22 protein-coding genes are annotated in these 22734 nt (G+C 39.7%); 21 read left to right on the top strand and 1 reads right to left on the bottom strand.

The window, feature by feature from the left end:
- Position 1: 1 nt before the first annotated feature.
- Positions 2–1255: a nucleotidyltransferase gene (locus tag BV60_RS0111195; protein WP_029321821.1), complete on the bottom strand. Its 1254-nt coding sequence runs from the start codon at positions 1253–1255 to the stop codon at positions 2–4.
- 29 nt (positions 1256–1284) lie between these two features.
- On the opposite strand from BV60_RS0111195, the gene BV60_RS0111190 reads away from it, so the two are divergent.
- The 21 genes from BV60_RS0111190 (at position 1285) to BV60_RS0111090 (ending at position 22666) form a co-directional block, all read left to right on the top strand.
- Positions 1285–2478 (top strand): acetate/propionate family kinase, encoded by a 1194-nt coding sequence (locus tag BV60_RS0111190; RefSeq protein ID WP_029321820.1) that lies wholly within the window; start codon positions 1285–1287, stop codon positions 2476–2478.
- A 121-nt stretch (positions 2479–2599) separates the two neighbouring features.
- A complete protein-coding gene (gene rpmF, locus BV60_RS0111185) occupies positions 2600–2782 on the top strand; it encodes a 50S ribosomal protein L32 (protein ID WP_026490935.1) in 183 nt (60 codons plus the stop codon).
- A gap of 115 nt (positions 2783–2897) precedes the next feature.
- The gene (plsX, locus tag BV60_RS0111180; RefSeq protein WP_029321819.1) at positions 2898–3908 is read left to right on the top strand and encodes a phosphate acyltransferase PlsX; all 1011 of its coding nucleotides are present in this window, start codon (positions 2898–2900) and stop codon (positions 3906–3908) included.
- 90 nt (positions 3909–3998) lie between these two features.
- Positions 3999–4235: an acyl carrier protein gene (gene acpP / locus BV60_RS0111175; RefSeq protein ID WP_026490933.1), complete on the top strand. Its 237-nt coding sequence runs from the start codon at positions 3999–4001 to the stop codon at positions 4233–4235.
- A 156-nt stretch (positions 4236–4391) separates the two neighbouring features.
- Positions 4392–5084 carry a ribonuclease III gene (gene rnc, locus BV60_RS0111170; protein ID WP_029321818.1) on the top strand — a complete coding sequence of 231 codons (693 nt, stop codon included), beginning with the start codon at positions 4392–4394 and terminating at the stop codon, positions 5082–5084.
- A 1-nt stretch (position 5085) separates the two neighbouring features.
- On the top strand, positions 5086–8643 hold the full coding sequence (smc, locus tag BV60_RS0111165; RefSeq protein ID WP_029321817.1) for a chromosome segregation protein SMC: 3558 nt from the start codon (positions 5086–5088) through the stop codon (positions 8641–8643).
- Positions 8643–9557: a signal recognition particle-docking protein FtsY gene (gene ftsY, locus BV60_RS0111160; protein ID WP_029321815.1), complete on the top strand. Its 915-nt coding sequence runs from the start codon at positions 8643–8645 to the stop codon at positions 9555–9557. Before smc ends, ftsY begins: the two co-directional genes overlap by 1 nt.
- Before the next feature lie 38 nt (positions 9558–9595).
- Entirely contained in the window at positions 9596–10825 is a 1230-nt protein-coding gene (ilvA, locus tag BV60_RS0111155; protein ID WP_029321814.1) for a threonine ammonia-lyase, read from the top strand.
- Positions 10826–10830: 5 nt separating this feature from the next.
- Positions 10831–11706 carry a YitT family protein gene (locus BV60_RS0111150; RefSeq protein ID WP_029321812.1) on the top strand — a complete coding sequence of 292 codons (876 nt, stop codon included), beginning with the start codon at positions 10831–10833 and terminating at the stop codon, positions 11704–11706.
- Positions 11707–11747: 41 nt separating this feature from the next.
- Entirely contained in the window at positions 11748–12797 is a 1050-nt protein-coding gene (locus tag BV60_RS21980; RefSeq protein ID WP_197029551.1) for a glycoside hydrolase family 25 protein, read from the top strand.
- Between the two features lie 91 nt (positions 12798–12888).
- Positions 12889–13233, top strand: a complete 345-nt coding sequence (gene ylxM / locus BV60_RS0111140; protein ID WP_029321809.1) for a YlxM family DNA-binding protein — start codon at positions 12889–12891, stop codon at positions 13231–13233.
- 3 nt (positions 13234–13236) lie between these two features.
- Entirely contained in the window at positions 13237–14613 is a 1377-nt protein-coding gene (gene ffh / locus BV60_RS0111135) for a signal recognition particle protein (RefSeq protein ID WP_029321807.1), read from the top strand.
- Positions 14614–14726: 113 nt separating this feature from the next.
- Complete coding sequence (gene rpsP, locus BV60_RS0111130) at positions 14727–14972, top strand: 30S ribosomal protein S16 (protein ID WP_029321806.1); 246 nt, start codon at positions 14727–14729, stop codon at positions 14970–14972.
- Positions 14973–14991: 19 nt separating this feature from the next.
- A complete protein-coding gene (locus BV60_RS0111125; protein WP_029321804.1) occupies positions 14992–15222 on the top strand; it encodes a KH domain-containing protein in 231 nt (76 codons plus the stop codon).
- Between the two features lie 97 nt (positions 15223–15319).
- Positions 15320–16093 carry a tRNA (guanosine(37)-N1)-methyltransferase TrmD gene (trmD, locus tag BV60_RS0111120; protein ID WP_029321802.1) on the top strand — a complete coding sequence of 258 codons (774 nt, stop codon included), beginning with the start codon at positions 15320–15322 and terminating at the stop codon, positions 16091–16093.
- A 63-nt stretch (positions 16094–16156) separates the two neighbouring features.
- Entirely contained in the window at positions 16157–16684 is a 528-nt protein-coding gene (rimM, locus tag BV60_RS0111115) for a ribosome maturation factor RimM (RefSeq protein ID WP_029321801.1), read from the top strand.
- Positions 16685–17069: 385 nt separating this feature from the next.
- A complete protein-coding gene (locus BV60_RS0111110; RefSeq protein WP_029321799.1) occupies positions 17070–18146 on the top strand; it encodes a hypothetical protein in 1077 nt (358 codons plus the stop codon).
- Positions 18147–18229: 83 nt separating this feature from the next.
- Positions 18230–19552: a discoidin domain-containing protein gene (locus BV60_RS0111105; protein WP_029321797.1), complete on the top strand. Its 1323-nt coding sequence runs from the start codon at positions 18230–18232 to the stop codon at positions 19550–19552.
- A gap of 64 nt (positions 19553–19616) precedes the next feature.
- Complete coding sequence (locus BV60_RS0111100) at positions 19617–21269, top strand: hypothetical protein (RefSeq protein WP_029321795.1); 1653 nt, start codon at positions 19617–19619, stop codon at positions 21267–21269.
- A 132-nt stretch (positions 21270–21401) separates the two neighbouring features.
- On the top strand, positions 21402–22187 hold the full coding sequence (gene udp, locus BV60_RS0111095; RefSeq protein ID WP_029321794.1) for a uridine phosphorylase: 786 nt from the start codon (positions 21402–21404) through the stop codon (positions 22185–22187).
- Positions 22188–22231: 44 nt separating this feature from the next.
- Entirely contained in the window at positions 22232–22666 is a 435-nt protein-coding gene (locus BV60_RS0111090; RefSeq protein WP_330376266.1) for a cytidine deaminase, read from the top strand.
- Positions 22667–22734 lie beyond the last annotated feature (68 nt).

Below are 22734 nucleotides of genomic sequence, written 5' to 3'. Positions count from 1 at the left end.
CTCAACGATTTACTGTGATGACAGCCTTTGCAAACTCATTTATTTTAGATTTACCGCTTACAAGATCATATATATTTGAAGCAGCAACCGTTTCTTTTAAAAGCATATACTCCCTTTCGGGAAGTGCTTTATATGCGTCTGACAGCTTTGAAATTACAGGGATGCTTGAGCATTCCTGTAGTTTTTTGAGAAGAGGAGATGCATTTTTGTTTAGGCCGAGAATTCTTATGTATGAACAGGGACGTTCTTTGTCTTTGACATAGTTTGAAAAGCTCTCCTTTGTCATTCCGAGAAGAATGTGCAGGAGGGCACGGCTGATCCTTGTATAGGTAATATCCTTTGACTTAAGTGCTGCCGTAAAATCGGTAATGCATGAAAAACCGGCTATATGAGATGTGATTTTATCTGACAGATCAGAAGATACATCAAGGTATTTATCAAAACCGTTATTCTTTTCGGACAAAAGCTTAAAGTGCATAAAATCAGAAAAATCATCAATATGCATTGCAAAATGACCGGAGTTTTGGATAGTTTCTTTTAAAACATCCACTGCGGACTTAGGTATATAAGAAGTTAAAGCATTAGGGTCATTGAAGCTAAAGCCTTCAGACTCAATAAGAAATCTGATTGCTTTTGCGGAAGAATAAATATCGGGGGTATCCGAAAGGCTGACATCATCATAGGATGAACCTTTTCTTTTTATACAAAAGGGAACAATACTGCTTTTTTGTAATTTGAGTGCTTTTATATATTCTGTACCCAATATATCGTTAGCGTTTGAAATGACCGATATATCGCTTCCTAAATATGAGGATAGGGCACAAGACCTTGCTGCTGCATAATTTTTTCCGGATTTTAAATTTTCTTTTAAAAGAAAAGAATATTCCTCCGGTTCGTCCAGAAGAACAGAAGCGATGTTTTCCAAAGCTTTAACATTTCCGGATTCGGAGCCAAAGCCAAGGAAATCAATACAGCCTGAATTATTTAGGATTGAAATGGCACCACCGGCGAAAAATTCTGCGCTGGATGTGCTATAATATACAGGCAACTCTAATACGAGGTCTGCTCCGCAAAGGAGCGCCATTTTAGTTCTTGCATATTTATCGAAAATTGCAGGAGCGCCGCGCTGGGTGTAATCACCGCTCATTATGACGACAGCATAATCGGACCCGGTCTGTTCTTTCAGAGTCCGGATCAGATATTCGTGTCCATAGTGGAAGGGATTAAATTCAGCTACGATTCCTACAGTCTTCATAAAAAATATATTATCATGGAGGTTTAATAATGAAAATACTGGTTATCAATTGCGGAAGCTCGTCTCTTAAGTTTCAGCTTATTGATTCAGAGACGGAAAAGGTAATTGGAAAGGGACTTTGTGAGAGAATAGGCATTGACGGTAGAATAAGTTTTACTCCCGGTGATGGCGATAAGATTACAAAGGATACTGCAATACCCGATCACAATCGCGCAATTGAACTTGTTATCGAAGCACTTACAGATGCAGATTCCGGAGTTATCGGTTCTTTAGAGGAAATCGGTGCAGTCGGACACAGAATCGTACATGGCGGAGAGAAGTTTACAAAGTCTGTTGTAATTGATGAAGAAGTAATTAAGGCAATAGAAGAGGTTTCGGATCTTGCTCCTCTTCACAATCCCGCAAACCTGATCGGCATAAGAGCATGTCAGAAGGTAATGCCTAATGTGCCTATGGTTGCTGTGTTTGATACCGCATTTCATCAGACTATGCCGCAGGAAGCATACCTTTACGGAATACCTTATTCTTTATATGAAAAGTATAAGATCCGCAGATACGGTTTTCATGGAACAAGCCACTCTTATGTAAGTAAGAGAGCTGCCGAAATGCTTGGAAAGGATTATTCAGAGCTTAAAACAATCGTATGTCATCTTGGAAACGGAGCATCTGTTTCTGCAGTAAAGAACGGTAAATGCGTAGATACATCAATGGGTCTTACACCTCTTGAAGGTCTTATAATGGGAACAAGAAGCGGAGATATCGATCCTTCAGTTGTTGAATTTATTATGAAGAAGGAAAATTGTGACGCTTCCGAAGCAGAGAATATACTTAATAAGAAATCAGGTGTGTATGGACTTTCCGGAGATGTTTCTTCAGATTTCCGTGATCTTGAGGATGGCTATAATGCAGGTGATGAAGGCTGTATCAGAGCTATTAATACTTTCTGCTATCGTGTTTCCAAATACATTGGTGCATATGCTGCGGCAATGGACGGAGTTGACTGTGTATGCTTTACAGCCGGTGTAGGTGAAAACGGACCCCTTGTAAGAAATATTATCTGTGAGAGACTTGGCTTCCTTGGAATAAAGCTTGATAAGGAAGCAAATGAAGTTCACGGAAAAGAGAAGGTTGTTTCAACTGAAGACTCTACGGTTAAGGTACTTGTTGTTCCTACAAATGAAGAACTTGCAATCGCCAGAGACACAAATGAACTTTGCAAGTAAGAAAATAATAAAATTACATTGACAACTGCTTTGGAAATGCATATAATAGCAAGAGTGTGTTGACAAATGCAAATGACCATTTATGGTTCATGATATGAACGCTGTAAGGAGGTGTTACCGAATGTCTATCTGCCCTAAGAATAAGTCTTCTAAGGGTCACAGAGACCAGAGAAGAGCAAACTGGAAAATGACTGCTCCCACACTGGTTAAGTGCAGCCACTGTGGCGCACTTATGCAGCCTCACAAGGTATGCAAGAAATGTGGCTACTACAACAAGAAGAGCGTTGTAGCAAACGAAGATTGATAATCATTTGATAATCATATCAAACCCGAGATTCTTTGGAATCTCGGGTTTGTTGCTTTTTCTTATTTTTTCTAGTAAACTTTTCTCATATATTCATATAGATTGGGGAGAAACAATGGCGGATTTAGTAAGAGTTGCAGTTGATGCAATGGGAGGAGACAATGCACCATACGAGATTGTAAAGGGTGCAATTGAAGCACTACAGGAATCTGACAGACTTAAGATTTTTCTTGTAGGCAAAGAACAGATTGTAAAAGATGAACTTTCAAAATATACCTATGATTCAGACAGGGTAGAGGTTGTTAATGCCGAGGAAGTAATTGAAATGGCAGAACCTCCTGTTATGGCTATCAGAACCAAGAAGGATTCTTCTATAGTTAAGGCTATGTTTCTTGTAAAACATGGCGAGTGTGATGCATATGTATCTGCGGGAAGTACCGGAGCTACACTTGTAGGAGGACAGGTCATAATCGGCAGAATTAAGGGAGTTGAGAGATCACCCCTTGCACCGCTTATTCCTACTCGTAACGGGGTATCGCTTCTTATAGACTGTGGTGCCAACGTTGATGCCAGACCATCTCATCTTGTTCAGTTTGCGAAGATGGGCTCTGTATATATGGAAAACTTTTGCGGAGTTAAAAATCCGAGAGTCGGTATTGTGAATATCGGTGCTGAGGAGGAAAAGGGAAATGCCCTGGTCAAAGAAACATTTCCTCTTTTAAAGAACTGCCCTGATATTAACTTTATAGGGTCGGTTGAAGCAAGAGATATTCCTCAGGGTGTTGCTGATGTAATAGTTTGCGAAGCCTTTACCGGTAATGTAGTGCTTAAGATGTATGAAGGAGTGGCTACAACATTGCTCAAAGTTGTAAAAGAAGGACTTATGAGTAATCTCAGAGCTAAAATCGGTGGACTTCTGATCAAACCAACTCTGAAAAAAGTACTAAAGGCATATGATATGGATCAGTACGGTGGAGCACCTATGCTTGGACTAACGGGACTTGTTGTTAAGACTCACGGAAGTGCAAAGTCTGTAGAAGTTAAAAACAGTATTTTGCAGTGTGTTACTTTTACCGAGCAGAACATTGCGGAGAAGATAAAAGAGTCTATTACCGCAGAATCATAAAAAGTACTTGTAAAGGAACTATAAATAGTATTATAGTTTTATAACACAAACAGTATTTTGTGAATCAGTTATAAAAGGAATGGAGAACTTATGGAATTCGAAAAACTTAAGGAAGTTATTGCTAACGTATTAAATGTCGACGTAAATGAGATTACAATGGACTCTACTTTTACAGATGACCTCGGTGCTGACTCACTTGATGTATTTCAGATCATCATGGGTATTGAGGATGAATTTGACGTAAAAATTGATGCAGAGCTTGCTGAGAAAATTTCAACAGTAGGTGAGGCAGTAGAGCTTCTCAAAAAAGCCAGAAACGAAGGCTGATAGGTAAATAATTACGACTTAAGGGTGATATGGAGCAGAGCTCACCATTTTTGCTTTGCATCATATCACTTTGTTGTTTATATATAGTTATCTTTAAAGACCGATATCAATCGTAAACACATGATAAATATTCGTTTTTAGATGAGGTGAAAAAATATGATAGGCGATAATGAACTTAATGAATTACAGGAAAACATCGGATATCATTTTAAAAATAAAGGACTTTTGCTTCAGGCGTTAACCCACAGCTCCTTTGCCAATGAGCAAAAAATTAATAAACGTAACGATTATGAGAGACTTGAGTTTTTGGGAGACGCAGTGCTTGAACTTGTGTCAAGCCACTATTTATTCAAGGAGTACCCTGATAAAAGAGAGGGTGAGATGACCAAAATGAGAGCAGCTATGGTATGTGAGCCTGCTCTTGCTTATTGTGCTGCGGCTATTCATCTTGAAAAATATCTTATTTTGGGAAAAGGTGAAGAGGCAACAGGCGGTCGATATAGAGAATCAATTATTTCGGATGTGATGGAGGCAATTATCGGTGCTATATATTTGGATAGCGGAATAGATGCTGCCAAAGCTCACATTGAAAAATTTATTTTGGATAATCCTGAGGAAAAACAGATTTTTTATGACAGCAAATCAATGCTTCAGGAAATGGTGCAAAAGGACACAGGGGTTGACCTGCGCTATGAAATTTGTGGCGAAAAAGGTCCTGAGCATGATAAAATATTCGAAGCTGCGGTTTACGTAGGTGATAAAAAATTGGGAGAGGGGTCAGGAAGGACTAAAAAAGCAGCAGAGCAGAAGGCTGCATATCAGGCAATCCTGGAATTAAAAAAAGAGTAACATGTATTTAAAAAGCATTGAAATTCACGGCTTTAAGTCGTTTGCAAATAAGATAAAACTTGATTTTCATAATGGAATATCAGGAATTGTCGGACCTAACGGTTCAGGTAAGAGTAACGTCGGAGATGCTATGAGATGGGTTCTTGGTGAACAGAGAATCAAACAGCTTCGAGGCGGTACTATGCAGGATGTTATCTTTGCTGGAACGGAGCTGAGGAAACCCTTAGGCTACGCATATGTCGCTATAACGCTTGATAATTCAGATCATGCGCTTCCTATTGATTATGATGAAGTAACTGTCTCCAGAAGGTTGTATCGCTCCGGAGAGAGTGAATATATGATTAACGGTAACTCATGCAGATTAAAGGATGTTAATGAGCTTTTCTTTGATACGGGTATCGGTAAAGAGGGGTACTCTATCATAGGACAGGGTCAGATTGAACAGATTCTGTCAAGTAAGCCTGAGGACAGACGTAATCTTTTTGATGAAGCTGCGGGTATTGTTAAGTTTAAATCCCGAAAGGATACGGCAATTAAGAAGCTTGAGCAGGAAAAGCAAAATTTAACCCGTGTTAACGATATTCTTTCCGAGCTTGAAAAACAGGTGGAGCCTCTTGAAAAGCAGTCCGAAGTTGCAAAGGTTTACTTAAAACACAAGGAAGAGCTAAAAACACTCGATGTTAACATGTTCCTTCTTGAGAACCAGGCTCAGAAAAAAACTCTTGAGGAATCGGAACAGAATCTTAAAGTCGCATCCAAAAATCTGGAGGATGCGGTAACTAAATATGAAGATACCAAGAATAGATATGAAGAGATTCAGGGAGAACTTGAGGTTCTTGATCATGATATTGAAGAGGCAAGAGCTAAGATAACCGACACTTCGGTTAAGCGAGAAAAGCTGGAAGGCCAGATTGGTATCATGAACGAGCAGATTCGTTCAGCTACCAGTGAAGCCGATCATTTTGAAAAGAGAAAAACTGATGAAGAGGCTAAAATTACCGAGAAGGAAAAGGAAAGAGATAAAGTCCTTGCAGTAAAGAGTGAGATTGATAAGGAACTTGAAGAACTTTCAGCTGATCGGCAACAAGCCCGTAAAAAACTTGATGGTATCCTTCTTCAAATCAGTGACATAAATAATGAAGTAGAGAATTGCAAGAGCAAAATTATTGAGACTTTAAGCGAACGTTCTACTATAAAGTCAAAGCTTAGTTCTCTTGATACCAGACAGGAACAGATTAATATACGCAAGGCGGAACTGACCGGTAAACTTGTAAAAGCAAGGTCTGACGAGTCACTGCAGGAAGAAATAATCAAAAAACTACAGGCAGAATTTGATCAGATAACTGAGGAAATTCGTTCAATGAATACCAGGAAGAAGGATTCTGAGAATGAATTAAACGGCATCAGGGACAAGCTTTCCAAAAAAGATGAAAGACTTCGCGATATTCAGAATCTGTATACACAGCAAAAATCAAAGCTTGAAGCACTAAGCAATCTGACAGAACGCTATGAAGGATATGGCGGCAGTGTTAAGAAGGTAATGGAGCGTAAGGATGAAAATCCGGGTATAATCGGTGTAGTTGCTGATATTATCAAAACACAGCCTGAATATGAAACGGCTATTGAAATTGCACTTGGCGGAAATATTCAGAATATTGTAACGGACGATGAAGATACTGCCAAGGATATGATTGAATATCTGAAGAAAACAAGAGCAGGAAGAGCAACGTTTCTGCCGCTTACCAGTATTCGAGATCCCCAGGAATTCAAGGCCCAGGAAGCGCTTAATGAGAAAGGCGTTCTCGGAATGGCAGACGAACTTGTTGACACCGAGGACAGATATAAAAGTGTGGCAAAGGCCATGCTTGGAAGAATTGTAGTTGTTGATACGGTCGACAATGCCGTAAAAATTGCAAGAAAATACAAATATACCATAAGAATGGTCACTCTTGAGGGAGAACTTCTTGTACCTGGTGGAGCTATAAGTGGTGGTACCTTCAGAAATAACTCAAATCTTCTCGGTAGAAGAAGAGAAATGGAAGACCTTGAGAAAAATACCAAAAAATGCAAGGAAGATATTGCTCTTATTCAGAAAGAGATAGAGGATACTAAAAAACGCAGAAATGAACTGCGAGTAAGCATAGAAGAATTAAGAAATTCACTCCAGACCAAATTCATTGAGCAGAACACTGCGAGAATTAACGTTGAGAATGAGAGAGAGAGACAAAGTCAGCAAAAGGGAAATTACACAGATCTCAAGACTGAGAGTGAAGCAATAGAACAGCAGATGGTCGATATCAAAAAGGAGCGTGAAGAGTATAAAGAAGCTCTGGAGCTTTCCGAGAAGACAGAAAAAGAACAGGCACAGAAGGTATCGGAATATCAGGCTAAGCTTGAAACGCTGCATGCTGAAGAGGAAAAAGAGTCTGAGAATGTATCTTCCTGGGATATTCAGTATGAGAAAATTCTTCAGAAGGAAACCTTTGAACAGCAGAATCTTGACCGTATAAACGGCGAGATCGGTGATGAAAAAGCTGCTCTTGAAGAAATTCTTAATTCTATTAAGGAAAATAATGAGATTCTTTCTCAGAGAAAGAAAGACATTGAAGAAATCAGACTTACGATTGAAAGTTCCAAGGATGTTCAGACAGATGTTAGCAAAGAGCTTGAAGAGAAGAGAGCAAGAAAAGAAGAACTTACGGCTTCTCAGAAAAATTTCTTTAAACTGACCGAAGAACTGAATCATACTATGAACGGTCTTGATAAGGAAGTGACAAGACTTGGTGCCAGATGCGAGAGAGCTAAGGAGGCAATCGAGACACAGATTAACTATATGTGGGATGAGTATGAGATTACTCTTACAGATGCTGCGGCTCTCAGAAATGAAGAGATGACGGATATGTCTTCCATGAAGAAGCAGATCGGAACCCTCAAGGATGCCATAAGAAAACTTGGGGATGTCAATGTCAACGCTATTGAGGACTATAGAATTCTCATGGAGAGATATACATTCCTTAAAACTCAGCATGATGATCTGGTTGCCGCTGAACAGCAGCTAAGAGAGATTATTACTGAACTTGACGAGTCCATGAGAAAACAGTTCATGGAAGAATTTACTAAAATTCAGACAGAGTTTGACAAGGTATTTAAAGAAATGTTTGGAGGAGGTAAGGGTACTCTTGAACTGGTTGAGAATGAAGACATTCTTGAGGCAGGTATCAGAATCAACGCACAGCCTCCGGGAAAGAAACTTGTTAACATGATGCAGCTTTCGGGTGGTGAGAAAGCTCTTGCTGCTATAGCACTTCTTTTTGCTATACAGAATCTGAAACCCTCACCCTTCTGTCTGCTTGATGAGATTGAAGCTGCACTTGATGAGAACAATGTTGTTAGATTTGCTCAGTATCTGCATAAACTCAAGTCAACACAGTTTATTGTAATTACGCATAGGCGTGGTACAATGGAAAGTGCTGACAGACTCTATGGTATTACTATGCAGGAGAAGGGCGTTTCAACGCTCGTCAGTGTTAATTTGATTGATAAGGAGTTGACTGACTAATGGCTAACGGCTTTTTTGCGAAACTTTCAAGCGGTCTTTCAAAAACCAAGGAAGGTGTAGTAAAGGGAATAAATAATGTTCTGAGTAATTTTTCTACTGTTGATGAAGAGTTTTATGAAGAACTTGAAGAGACTCTTATTATGGGAGACATTGGAGTCAATGCTACCAGCAGGATTATGGATAAACTTAGAGAACAGGTCAGGGATAATCATATAACCGATACCTGGGCCTGTAAGACACTGCTTATATCCAATATCCGTGAACAGATGAAGACCGATGATGATACTTATGATTTTGAAAATCATAAAACTGTTATCTTTGTAATTGGAGTAAACGGAGTCGGAAAGACAACTTCTGTAGGTAAGCTTGCAGCGCATTACAGAAGGAAAGGTAAGAAGGTTCTTGTTGCCGCTGCGGATACATACAGAGCAGGGGCTACGGAGCAGCTTCGTGAATGGACAGAACGTGCGGAGGTTCCGCTTATTTCCGGAAAAGAAGGCGCAGATCCCGCAAGCGTTATTTATGATGCAGTAGCTGCATTTAGATCCAGAAACTGTGATATTTTGATGATTGATACGGCAGGAAGATTACACAATAAAAAGAATCTGATGGAAGAGCTTGCAAAGATGAACAGGATTCTGGATAAGGAGCTGCCTGATGTACGCAGGGAGAATTTTATCGTGCTTGATGGTACTACAGGTCAGAATGCTATTTCACAGGCAAGAGAATTTGGTGAAGTGGCAGATCTTACGGGAATTGTGCTCACAAAGCTTGACGGAACAGCAAAGGGGGGAATAGCTGTTGCCATTGTTTCTGAGCTAAATATACCTGTCAAATACATCGGGGTCGGAGAGAGTCTTGATGATCTTGAGAGATTTAATTCCGATCAGTTTGTTGATGCACTTTTTGACTAATTATATGGTTCCACACTTTAAAACAAGAGGAGATTGCAATGTCTGAGGAAAAGAAGAGTCTTACACTTCCTGCATTTGAGGAAGCTTATGAAGACGTGAAAAAAGTTACACTTGAAACAAAACTTATTTTCAGTGATTACTGGAGTGCTACCACCGGTAACAAGGTATATTTAAAGCCGGAGAACCTTCAGAGAACAGGTGCATATAAGGTAAGGGGGGCATATTACAAGATTTCAACCATGTCTGAGGCTGAAAGAGAAAAAGGTCTTATTACAGCCTCTGCCGGCAATCATGCTCAGGGTGTAGCGTATGCTGCAAAGAGCTATGGGGTAAAGGCTACAATTGTTATGCCTACATCAACACCTCTTATTAAAGTTAACAGAACAAAGGCACTTGGCGCCGAAGTAATTCTCTATGGCGATGTTTATGATGAGGCTTGCGATCATGCTCTTAAGCTTGCAGAGGAAAAAGGATACACTTTTGTTCATCCTTTCGATGACCTTGATGTAGCGACCGGACAGGGAACAATTGCAATGGAGATAATCAAGGAGCTTCCCACTGTTGACATGATTCTGGTGCCTATAGGTGGAGGCGGACTTGCAACAGGTGTGAGTACACTTGCAAAGCTCCTTAATCCCAAGATAAAGGTTATCGGTGTTGAACCCGCAGGCGCAAATTGTATGCAGGAAAGTCTGAAAAACGGTAAAGTTACAACTCTTCCTACAGTTAATACAATAGCTGACGGTACCGCAGTTAAGACACCCGGAGAGAAGATTTTTCCTTATATACAAAAAAATATAGATGATATAATCGCAGTTCCGGATGAGGACCTTGTTGTTTCTTTCCTTGATATGGTTGAGAATCATAAGATGGTTGTAGAAAATTCCGGCCTTTTGTCTGTTGCCGCTCTTAAGCAGTTAAATGTAAAGGATAAGAGAATTGTCTGCGTTCTATCTGGTGGTAACATGGATATTATCACCATGTCTTCTGTTGTACAGCAGGGACTGATTATGAGAAACAGAATATTTACTGTTTCTGTTCTGCTTCCTGACAAGCCGGGACAGCTTGCACAGGTTGCTGGAGTTGTTGCAAAGACAGGTGGTAATGTGATAAAGCTTGAGCATAACCAGTTTGTATCAATAAACAGAAATGCGGCTGTGGAACTTCGAATTACTCTGGAGGCATTTGGAAGCGAACATAAGACTGAGATTATGAAAGTCCTTGAGGAAAACGGATATAAACCCAGACTTGTTCGCACAAACATTTAAATTATATGAAGTATGCTGAAAAGATAACAAAAAAAGGAACAGACTATTTGCTGATTACTTTCGGAGCTTTTTTGTATGCGATAGGTACAAGCTTACTTAACGATCCGAATAATATTGCTCCCGGTGGACTTACGGGGGCAGCAATAGTTCTTAACAGAATAGTACCTATAGGAACCGGTATATGGTTCATGGTAATGAATATACCGATTTTGTTTCTGGCAATATATAAATTTGGAATAAGATTTACGATTTCTACGGTATACGCTACTGTTGCCAACTCGATTTTTACGGACCTACTGGCAAAATATTGCACGGGTTATATTGTAAAGGACGTAATACTTGGCGTAATATTCGGCAGTGCTTTTGTTGCTGTGGGTATCGGAATTACATTCAAATGCCATGCTACTACCGGCGGTACAGATGTTATAATTAAAATACTAAGATTGAAATATCCGCATATAAAAACCGGCGTTTTATTCATGATGATAGATGTTTTTGTAATAGCTTTTGCCGGTCTTGTTTTAAAGGATATAAAGGTTGTTCTTTATTCATTTTTGGGAGTTATGATCACATCCTATGTGATTGATTTTGTTTTGTACGGAAGAGATGAGGCAAAACTGATCTACATCATTACGGATAATACCGACAAGATAACAGCAAGACTCCTTGAAGAACTTGATGTCGGAGTAACACATGTATTTGGAAAAGGTGCGTACAGCGGAGAGGATAAAAAGGTCATACTTTGTGCTATAAGTAAGAGACTTTCTCCTCTTGCTGAGGATATCGTACGAGAAGAAGATCCTGAGGCATTTATGATTATTACCAGAGCATCAGAGATATTCGGAGAAGGATATAAGAGCTATTTTGATGAACGGATATAATATTTATGAAAAATACTGAGAATCCAAAACACAATAGCAAAATGGTTAAAAACACCAGGAACCTGATTTCTGTTATTTTTCTAAGCCTGGTAAGTATTCTCGCACTTTCAACATGCATAGGATTGCTTTTGAGTAATGCTGCCACTAAGAGACAGGCGGACGCTTCCAGAAGTGAGCTTGATGTTCTTGAGAATGAAGGCTATTATACAAAAGCTCAGGCCAAACAACTTATTGAGAGGGCTGAATCTGCAGCACGTAAAGAAGAAGGAGATATTATACGCTCGCAGTTTAGGGAAAAGCTTGTTGAAGGCGACAAACTTGGTGCTGTAAGGGCATTGTACCCTGATGAAATTGTTACTGAGTATGGCGGCCAGTATTTCTTTACTCCCATATTGGAAGATATTGATAATAGTTCGATATTCCCTGATGAAATGGTGCTTTCTGATGATGGGAATATATATTACGGGGGAGAAAACAGCAATATTGTGCTGACACGAGGAATTGATATTTCAAGGTCCCAGGGAATTATTGATTTTGTCAAGGTCAAGGAATCAGGTATAGATTTTGTAATGATAAGGGTCGGACTTCGCGGGGCAGCAGAAGGACAGATCCTTGAGGATGATCTTTTCAAGACAAATATCAGACAGGCACAAAAAGCAGGATTGGATGTAGGAGTTTATTTCTACTCACAGGCTATAAATGATAAGGAAGCAGTTGAAGAAGCTGATTTTGTTATTAATCTTCTGGAAGGTTATGAAATCACTTATCCGGTTGCTATTGAGCTTGAACAGGTTAATTCTGCTGACGCAAGGACTGCAAAGCTTACTATGAGTCATTATACACAGATTGCAAAAGCCTTTTGCAATGAGGTGGAAAACGCAGGATATTCGCCAATGATAGCGGGAAATATAAGAACATTCAGCGAATTGCTTGATATTAGAAAGATAAAGACTTTCCCGGTGTGGGTTTCATATTATGGATTTCCTCAATATTATCCTTATGATTATTACATGTGGCAGTACAGCAAAACAGGAAAAGTTGACGGAATAGACGGCGAGGTTAATATGAATCTATGTATTTTTGCAAAGTAAAGTAAAAATACTTGACACAAAAAAGATAATGCGATAATATAAGCATCGTGCCTATAGTATCGCATTATTTGTCTTTTAAGATGGAGCAATGATGGAAAAGATTGTTGAGCAGGGGCTTTTATATGATTTTTATGGAGAGCTTCTGACGGCCCATCAGAGGCAGGTATATGAGGATGCAGTGTATAATGACCTTTCACTTGTTGAGATTGCGGAAGAATACGATATCAGCAAACAGGGTGTGCACGATCTTTTAAAAAGATGTACTAATTCTCTTGAAGGATATGAGAAGAAACTTCATATGATAGAGAGAACAGACAGAATCAGGAAGCAGCTTGGAGAAATGGCAGCTGCAGTATCCGATGACAAACTTGAGGATGAAGAATTGAGAACAAAAATCCTTGAGGCAATAGAATCAATCAAAGAGGAGTTGTCATAGTTTATGGCATTTGAAAGTTTATCCGATAAACTGCAGAACGTATTTAAAAATCTGCGAGGCAAGGGACGCCTTTCGGAGGAAGATGTCAAGGTTGCCATGAAGGAAGTTAAGATGGCACTTCTTGAAGCAGATGTAAACTTCCGTGTAGTTAAATACTTTGTAAATAAAGTACAGGAGAGAGCTGTAGGTGAGGACGTATTAAGCGGTCTGAATCCTGCGCAGATGGTTGTTAAGATTGTTGATGAAGAGCTGACAGCTCTCATGGGATCAGAAATCACTGAGATACAGTTTCAGCCCGGTAAGAGCATTACTGTGATCATGATGTGTGGTCTTCAGGGTACCGGTAAGACCACCACAGCAGCCAAAATAGCCGGCAAGGTTAAGCTTAAAGGTAAAAAACCGCTGCTTGTAGCATGCGATATTTACAGACCTGCTGCTATTGATCAGTTACGCATAAATGCTGAAAAGCAGGAAGTTGATTTCTTTTCACTTGGTACTGACGTAAGTCCTATTGAGATTGCTAAGCAGGCAATAGCACATGCTGAGAAAAATAACGAGAATGTAGTTATTCTTGATACAGCGGGACGATTACAGATTGATGAAGAAATGATGCAGGAACTTGTGGCTATAAAGGAAGCGGTCACAGTTCACCAGTCACTTCTTGTTGTTGATGCCATGACCGGTCAGGCTGCGGTTGATGTAGCAGTACAGTTTAATGACAGAATCGGTATAGATGGTATTGTGCTGAGTAAGATGGATGGCGACACCAGGGGTGGTGCGGCACTTTCAGCCAGACAGGTTACGGGCAAGCCTATTCTTTACGTAGGTATGGGAGAGAAGCTCTCGGATCTGGAACAGTTTTATCCGGATCGTATGGCGAGCAGAATCCTTGGAATGGGTGATGTCCTTAGTCTTATAGATAAAGCTGTTGAAGCAAATCGCGAGAGAGATGAAGAAAAAGAACGCGAGATGGCTTCCAAGATGAAAAAGGGTAAAATTGATTTTGAGATGTACCTTGAGTCCATGAAGCAGATGAGAAACATGGGCGGTCTTGGAGCGATTATGGGAATGCTTCCCGGAATGGGAAAGATTAGTGATGATCAGCTTCCTGACGAGAAACAGCTTGCAAGAATTGAAGCAATTGTGCTTTCCATGACACCTGAGGAGAGAAAGAATCCCAAGCTTATGAGTCCTCAGAGAAAATACAGAATAGCTAAAGGATCGGGAAATGATATTGCAGATGTTAACCGCTTTATTAAGCAGTTTGAGCAGATGCAGAAGATGATGAAACAGATGCCCGGCCTTATGGGTAAAAAAGGAAGAAGAGGCCTTGGAGCTCTTGGCGGTCTTGGTAAAGGCGGCTTCAATAAATTTTTCTGATATATGATATGCAGATTCGGCTATCCCGGATTTCATATATAAGATGATTGCGGAGTAATTCGTTTATCATAGCAATTAACATTTTATTTTTATTTAAATGGAGGATTTTTAAAATGGCAGTAAAAATTAGACTTAAGAGAATTGGAAAGAAGAAGGTTCCTTTTTATCGTATCGTTGTATCTGATTCTAAGTTCCCTGTAAACGGTAAGTTCATCGAGGAGATCGGAACTTATGATCCTAACACAGATCCCAGCACATGCAAGGTAAATGAGGAACTTGCAAAGAAGTGGCTTTCAAACGGAGCTCAGCCCACAAACGTTGTAAATAAGATCTTCAAGCAGGCAGGCATCACCAAGTAATTAAACTAGGGGAAAATTCATGAAAGAATTGGTTGAAGTAATTGCAAAGGCTCTGGTTGATAATCCTGATGAAGTTGTGGTTAACGAGAAAAAAGAAGGCCGTAACATCGTCATAGAGTTGCACGTTGCACCTTCGGATATGGGTAAGGTGATCGGAAGACAGGGAAGAATAGCCAAAGCTATTCGCTCTGTTGTGAAGGCAGCATCTACCAGAGAAAATCTTAAGGTTGATGTAGAAATAGTTGACTGATTTAGCCAGCGTGGCATTGACAGGTTTTAGGCCGAATAAAGCAGTATAGCTTTATTCGGCTTTACTTTATTTACTCTTTTTATTTTGGGAGCTTTATATGCATTTTTATGTTATGACCTTGTTTCCGGATATGGTCCTTTCGGGACTGCGGACAAGCATACTTGCGAGAGGCATGGATAAAGAACTTATTCATGTAGAGGCATACAATATACGAGACTATGCCGATAACAAACATAATAAAGTAGATGATTATACCTATGGAGGCGGTGCCGGAATGCTCATGCAGGCTCAGCCTATTTACAGTTGTTATCAGGCTATTTTGAAAGTAATAAAAGAAAGAGAACCGGATGCAAACCCCAGGGTTGTTTACGTGACACCTCAAGGAAGTGTATTTAGTCAGGGGATGGCCAGGGATTTTGCTAAGGATGATAATATAATTTTTTTGTGTGGTCACTATGAAGGCATAGATGAGAGAGTTCTGGAGGAGATAGTGACTGACTATGTTTCGATCGGAGATTATGTTCTTACCGGAGGAGAGCTTCCTGCGATGGTTATGATAGATGCTGTTGCGAGACTTGTTCCCGGTGTGCTTAATAATGAGGAATCGGCTGAAACGGAATCTTTTGATGATGGACTTCTTGAATATCCACAATATTCAAGACCTGAAGTGTGGATGGAAAAGAGAGTACCTCCCGTTCTTCTGTCAGGAAACCATCAGAATGTTGATGTATGGAGATTCCAAAAATCGCTCGAACGCACAAAAGAGCGAAGACCAGAATTATATGATAAATATGTGGAAGAGCATCCTGAACAATTTACGCCAAAAGCTATAAAAAAGCGTAACAGGATATTGGATAAAATCGAAGACTGATTTTTGTAACAGTACGGGAAACAAAATCAGATAAAAGCATTCGTTTATAGATGAGGTATATATATGACAGAATATTTTCAGGTAGGCGTAATCGCCTCCACACATGGACTTAAAGGTGAAGTAAATGTTTTTCCCACAACTCAGGATCCGGATCGATTTCTTGATTTGAAAAAGGTTATTCTTGATACGGGACGCGATGGCAAAAAAGAACTGACAATTGAGAAAGTCCGTTTTAATAAGAAGTTTGTAATCGTTAAATTCAAGGAATTCAACGATATAAATGAAGTTGAGCGCTTTCGTCAGAAGGAGCTGATTGTCAGAAGAGAGGATGCCATAGCACTTGAAGAGGGTGAGTATTATCTTGCTGATCTTGAGGGGATGACTATTGTTGACGAGGACGGTAAGGAACTTGGAATCCTTAAACAGGTTATTCAGACAGGAGCTAATGACGTGTATGAAATGAAACGCACTGACGAAGATGCATCTGAGGATTCTGAAACAGTTATGATTCCGGGTATCAAAGAATGCGTAAAAAACATTGATCTGGAGAATAAAATAATGACCATACATGTGATGGATGGTTTATTTTAAAAGAGAATTTAGCACTTTATAGCGCCGCATAAGAAAAGTTCACGTGTATAGTTTCCTGTCAAGTACTGATTTTGCATCATCTTTTGCATTATCTGTAAACAATGTTTTTACTTCATGAAATATAATAAAATACATGAAGGGGGCATGCATGAAGGAAGGAAACGGCATTAGTTTAATGCAGTGTTCTTTGGCTACGCATTTTATAACTGCGTCTTTTTGTTATGCAATGAATATAAAATATAAGAATTAACCGCTTTATTAGATGATTTGTGAGGCATCTTAATAAAGCGGTTTTTATGTTTTATAGGAAGTTTTGATGCTCTTGTATGAAAAAGCTTTTTTGAGAACGACACTTTTGTTTTTTTATGTGTAAAGGAGACAAAATATGAAGAAAAAGGCAATTATTCTTACAATAATGGTAGCAATGGCATTATCTGTAACAGCGTGTGGATCGTCAGCAAAGGATACTTCTTCAGAAAAGGTTTACATCACTCCGGAGGGAAAAGAGAAGGCACCGCTTGCAGATGCTCCAAAAGTTACAGATACAAAAACGACGAAAGAAAAAACACAAAATACTAAAGTGACTGAAGAAGAGAATATTGAAACAGAGAATAGTGTAGTCGGTTATTACAAAATTGTGCATATGACAACCGATGGGGAGGATATAACAGAACAGATACAACAATTGGCCCAAATGGGGACAGGTATGTTTGCCATTGTAAATCCTGATGGAACGGGGCATATGAATCTCATGGGTGAAAAGACAGATTTTAACTGGGATGAGAAGTATTTTCATATGCATGATGATACGGTACAGGATGCAGATGTGGAATATACATATGCCGATGATACCTTGATTATAAAGCAGGACAGTGATGAAATGCAGTTTGTACGTATGTCTGCAGAGGAAAAGAAGGACTATGACGATGGTAAATACGATAAAACCATTGATGAAATTACTGATAGTATGCTCGATCAGGCATACGACGAAGCGTTAGGTGAGCTTGATAATGCTTACAATGATGCAATTGATGCTATTGATAACAGTGCTAAGGAGGCCTCGAGTGTAACAGGAGATGCGGATACAACATATCTTCCGGATTTGTCAGCTTCAAAGCATAATGATTCAGGGTACTATAAAATAATGGCTTTTCAGGAGAATTTGAAAACATATAGTGCTGATGAATTAGCCAAAGCCGGAGTGGAGTTTGATATGATGCTTTGCCCTGATGGCAAGGGATATGCTCATTTTATCGGAACATACTATGATCTTTCCTGGGATGATGGCACTATATATGTTGCCACTGATGAAGGACAGGAGAAAATGAATTACTTTAAGTCGGATTATGATGGTAAGACCATAATAACCATAAATGATTCATCTATGGCAATGGTATTTGAATATGTCAAGGAAGCAGATTCTACTTGTGATTGGACAGGAGTGTCGGGAATTGCGGAATAACTTCATTACCTGACAGGGGTATGAGCCGGATAAATAGATTCCTTCATAGATGAGGATATGATGAAGAAAGAGAGAATGTTATTATGGGAAAAAATTTAAGATCATATATGGTGATGTACATAATGACAGCGCTTGTGCTGAATGTAACAGCGTGTGGAAAAGGACAGACAGTTGTGGCAGGAAATGTAGAAAAAACGCAGATTGAGGAAAAAACAGAGAACTCTTTTGATAATTCGGAAGTTACAAATGAACAATCGGAATTTGAACAGGAAGATGCGAGCAATCAAACGGAATTCGGACAGGAAGATACGATTGAACAAACGGATGTCGAAGAGATAAAGACTCAGACAGAAACGCCATCAGAAGAAACGGAAGTGGGGTATTTAACAGAGGCTGAGTGCATTGATGAAATAGAAAAATTAAGAAATACAGAGCCGTTTATTCCAGATAATAAGGACACACTTTCCGAGATGGCTGATTGCGTTACGGTATCACGTATCCTTGATGAACAGGGAATGATTTTTTCAAAGATGGAAAATTCAAGAAAGGAGTTTCTCCGCTACCAAATTCTGTGCCAGATTATGTGGGGGCAAAACCTTAGTGAAGATATTGCTGAGACTATAGACGGGGAAACTGCCATTTCACTGGATAATGCAAAGCGTGTGTTTAGGGATGTGTACGGAGAAGAAAACTTTATCCCGGGAGAGTACGAAAAAGCTGATGATGAATACCTTTACCCGATGTTTGGCGACGGAGAACCATGGGAAAATGTAGAACATAAGCAGTTTTTCGAGGATGAAAAATATATTCTTTTGAGCGGCCCGGCCTTCTATGAGAGCAATGGTGGCGATGAGGAATTTTTGGGCTATGCAGATATATTATTTGCTAAAAATGATGCCAGTAGATATGGAGTGACATTGTTGTATGGAAAATATAGGAATGACAGGATAAAGGTCTCTTCTGTAGAAACTTCTTCAGAACTTGAGGGAACCGGTGGCAAGAACTATTCCGGAAAGAATCTTATTGATGGCGATTACAAAACGATTTGGGCAGAGGGCGTTTCCGGAACCGGAGTCGGCGAAAATGTTATCCTTCATCTAGATAAAAAGCAGCAGGTGTATGGGGTTCTTATTTGTAATGGATATACTGCAAGCTATGAACAATATAATAATAATGGTTTATTGACGGATATCACGGCAGATTTTGGGGATGGGAATACTGTAAGTGGCACTCTTTCAGGATATGCGTATGAAGGTTTCTCTGCAGAAAACCTGGCAGATATTAATAAAACAAAGTTTGAACTTGAAGAACCGGTAATTACTGACACGATAGTTATTACCATTACCGGAGCAAAAGCAGGGGTTAAATATGATGATACCTGTGTGAGTGAAATATTGGTTTATTAACGCATAGGATACTTGATTTCATCAGAAATACGGTATCTATATATTGTTGAAAATGGGGGGATATATGAAAAAGAAAAAAATGAAATCTTTTTTATCAGGAGCATTGATATTCGGAATGCTCATGAATCTTACGGCATGTGGAAGTACACTAAGCGGACAGGCAGGAAACCCGGAGAGCAAGGATACTGCATTTGAAAATAATAATGAAACGCAGGAAAAAGCAGAGAATAATGCAAAAATTGCAGAAGAAAATGCAATAGATATTGCTTTGAAGGAAAATCAGTCCGAACATGACATGGACACCCAAAAAGTAGACGAGTGCAAACTATATGAAGACACAAATGGCTGGTTTTTTGAACTTGTGCCATCAGGAGCGAATGAGAGTAACTGGAGAACATATGTCACATTTTCCGGGGATGGATCTTTTAGTGGCTCATTCATCAAGGATTTTTATACCACATCCGATAATGGTGAAGATAAGTCTTCTTTAGATGCGAATTTTACAGGCAGGCTTGGTGAGTGCAGACAGATTGACAATTATACCTGGAAAGCGAATATTGCTGAACTTACCTATGATGTATCTGAGGATATTCCTGAGGAATATTCAAAGGCGGGCGGCTTTGAAGGGTATGAGAACGGAAATTCAGAAATGACATTTTATCTTCCGGGAAAAGCTGTTGAAGCCCTTCCTCGAGATGTGGCAGCGGATCTTTTCGGAAATGATTTTGGAGTTTATGTGGGAACAGAGATGGATTGGGTGTTTGATACACCGGAGGATATCCCTTTTTACTGCATGACAACTTCCGATGGATGCTTTATGGGAAGAAATGAAAATGCCATAAATTCACTTTATGTCAAAAATCTGGCAAAATTCCCCGGTATTGTAAACCTTGAATTGCAATACAATTCAGACGGGACATATTACTGCGTGGATGGTGATGCAGACGGCAGTATGAAATTTATAAATACATGCTTTAAATATGATGAGATGAATCTTGATGTAAAGGAGTGCATAAAACATATATATGATGATTTTGATGATGAAAATCTGACTGTTTATGGTGATGGAGGGGAAAATGACAAAGATGACTGGATATATAAGCCTGACTATAAGTGGCTAAACGGTATGCAGTCAAAGTATGCTTCATGGAGTGTGGAAAATGCCGGGAACTATGTCTTTTATCATGCGAGATTTGTATGCCCATACATCAACGATTCAAGATATGTGTTTGCTTATATTACCGAATATCACAAAGCTATTGATGCAGTAGATGCCGAGACAATAGGATTTGCCCTGGGGTCTTTAAGCTTTTCAGGAAGAAAAGAAGATGTATCCTGCGCAGGCGAAACGGAAGGCGAACCTTATGAAGAAATGCTGATTTACTGTAAGTCTGGATCGGATCGAACCATAAAAGGCGATGAAGTTGAGTTTGTAAGGGAAGAAGATACAGAGAAAATTGAAAAGTACGGACTTGATCCCAATGAGTTTGATAACGATTATCAGATTGGAGGATATGACGGGGAATTCGAAGAATTCAAGCTTGCGTCAGATTGTCCTGTCTATGTTCAATATGCTCCCGATGGATTGCACAGATACATTTCTTATGAAGAATTGTGTGAGCATCTTTCACGATTTGAACCTGAAGGCCTTCTGATGAACATCATCTTGGATAAGGATGGAAATGTAGTGCTTATCAAGGAGCCCTATACACCGTAAACGTCTTTATTTTTGCTGATATTAACAGTGTTTGATGGTATAATTAATCTACCTATATATTTAACAGGCTATTGACGTACATCCTGCAATATTCAGTCAGATATAAACTATTCTTTATGGAGGATAATAATTATGGTGGATTATACGGAAGGTGCCGGATATCAGTATCACATTCATCTTAAGGAGGGTGATGTCGGAAGATATGTTATTCTTCCGGGTGACCCGGGAAGATGTGAAAAGATTGCGGCTTATTTTGATGATGCTGCGCAGGTGGCATATAACAGAGAATACAATACATACACAGGCTATCTTGACGGAGAAAAGGTAAGCGTGGTTTCTACCGGGATTGGAGGAGCTTCTGCGGCTATCGCCATAGAGGAGCTTCACAAGATTGGTGCGGATACCTTCATCAGAGTCGGAACATGCGGGGGAATGCAGCTTGATGTTATGGGCGGAGATCTCATAATTGTAAACGGAGCGATAAGAGCTGAGGGAACATCCAAAGAATATGCACCTATTGAGTATCCTGCTGTGGCTACATTTGAGGTTACGCAGGCACTCAGGGAATCGGCTTTAGAGCTTGGACTAAGACATCATGTGGGAGTTGTTCAATGTAAAGATGCATTTTACGGTCAGCATGAGCCTGAGACAAAGCCTGTATTTTATGAACTTCAGAACAAATGGGAAGCATGGAAAAGGTGCGGATGTCTTGGTTCAGAGATGGAATCGTCCACACTTTTCATTGTCGGGCAATGGCTTCGTGCAAGATGCGGTGCGATAATGCTTACAGTAGCTAATCAGGAGAGAGCGGCAGCCGGACTTGATAATCCGCAGGCCCATGATACGGATTCTGCAATTAAGGTTGCTGTATCAGCGATAAGAAAGCTTATTGCTGAAGATAAGAAGAACTCAAAATAAATGATAAGGATACGGCAGATACATATATGGCTGCCAATGGTAGTATGATGAAAAGTTATGATGAATTGGTTGAAATTGCCCTTGAAGCAAGAAAGATGGCATACACTCCCTATAGCCATTTTAAGGTTGGGGCTGCTTTGATGACAAAGGATGGCAAGGTATATAAGGGATGTAACATTGAAAACGCAGCTTATACACCTACCAACTGCGCAGAGAGAACAGCTTTCTTTAAGGCAATCAGTGAAGGCGAAAGAGAATTTGCTGCGATAGCCATAGTTGGAGGCTATGAAGACCGGGAAGAACTTGGCCTTTGCTCTCCCTGCGGTGTTTGCAGACAGGTAATGCGTGAGTTTTGTGAAGATGATTTTAAAATAATATTGCTTACAGGGCAGACTAATGGTGAAAATACCTATGAAGTATATGATCTGCCTGAGATTTTGCCACTTGGATTTGGTCCTAAAGACTTGAAAGTTAAGTAAAAAACCTTGACTGAGTCTGTCTATATGTGATAAACTCATGTATGTTGCGAAAATGACGGTCCTCTGGT

It is taken from the genome of Butyrivibrio sp. AE3004, from assembly GCF_000703165.1.
Taxonomy (GTDB): domain Bacteria; phylum Bacillota; class Clostridia; order Lachnospirales; family Lachnospiraceae; genus Butyrivibrio.
Note: the sequence above shows the minus strand (reverse complement) of the source record. Positions and strands in the feature narration are given on the sequence as shown.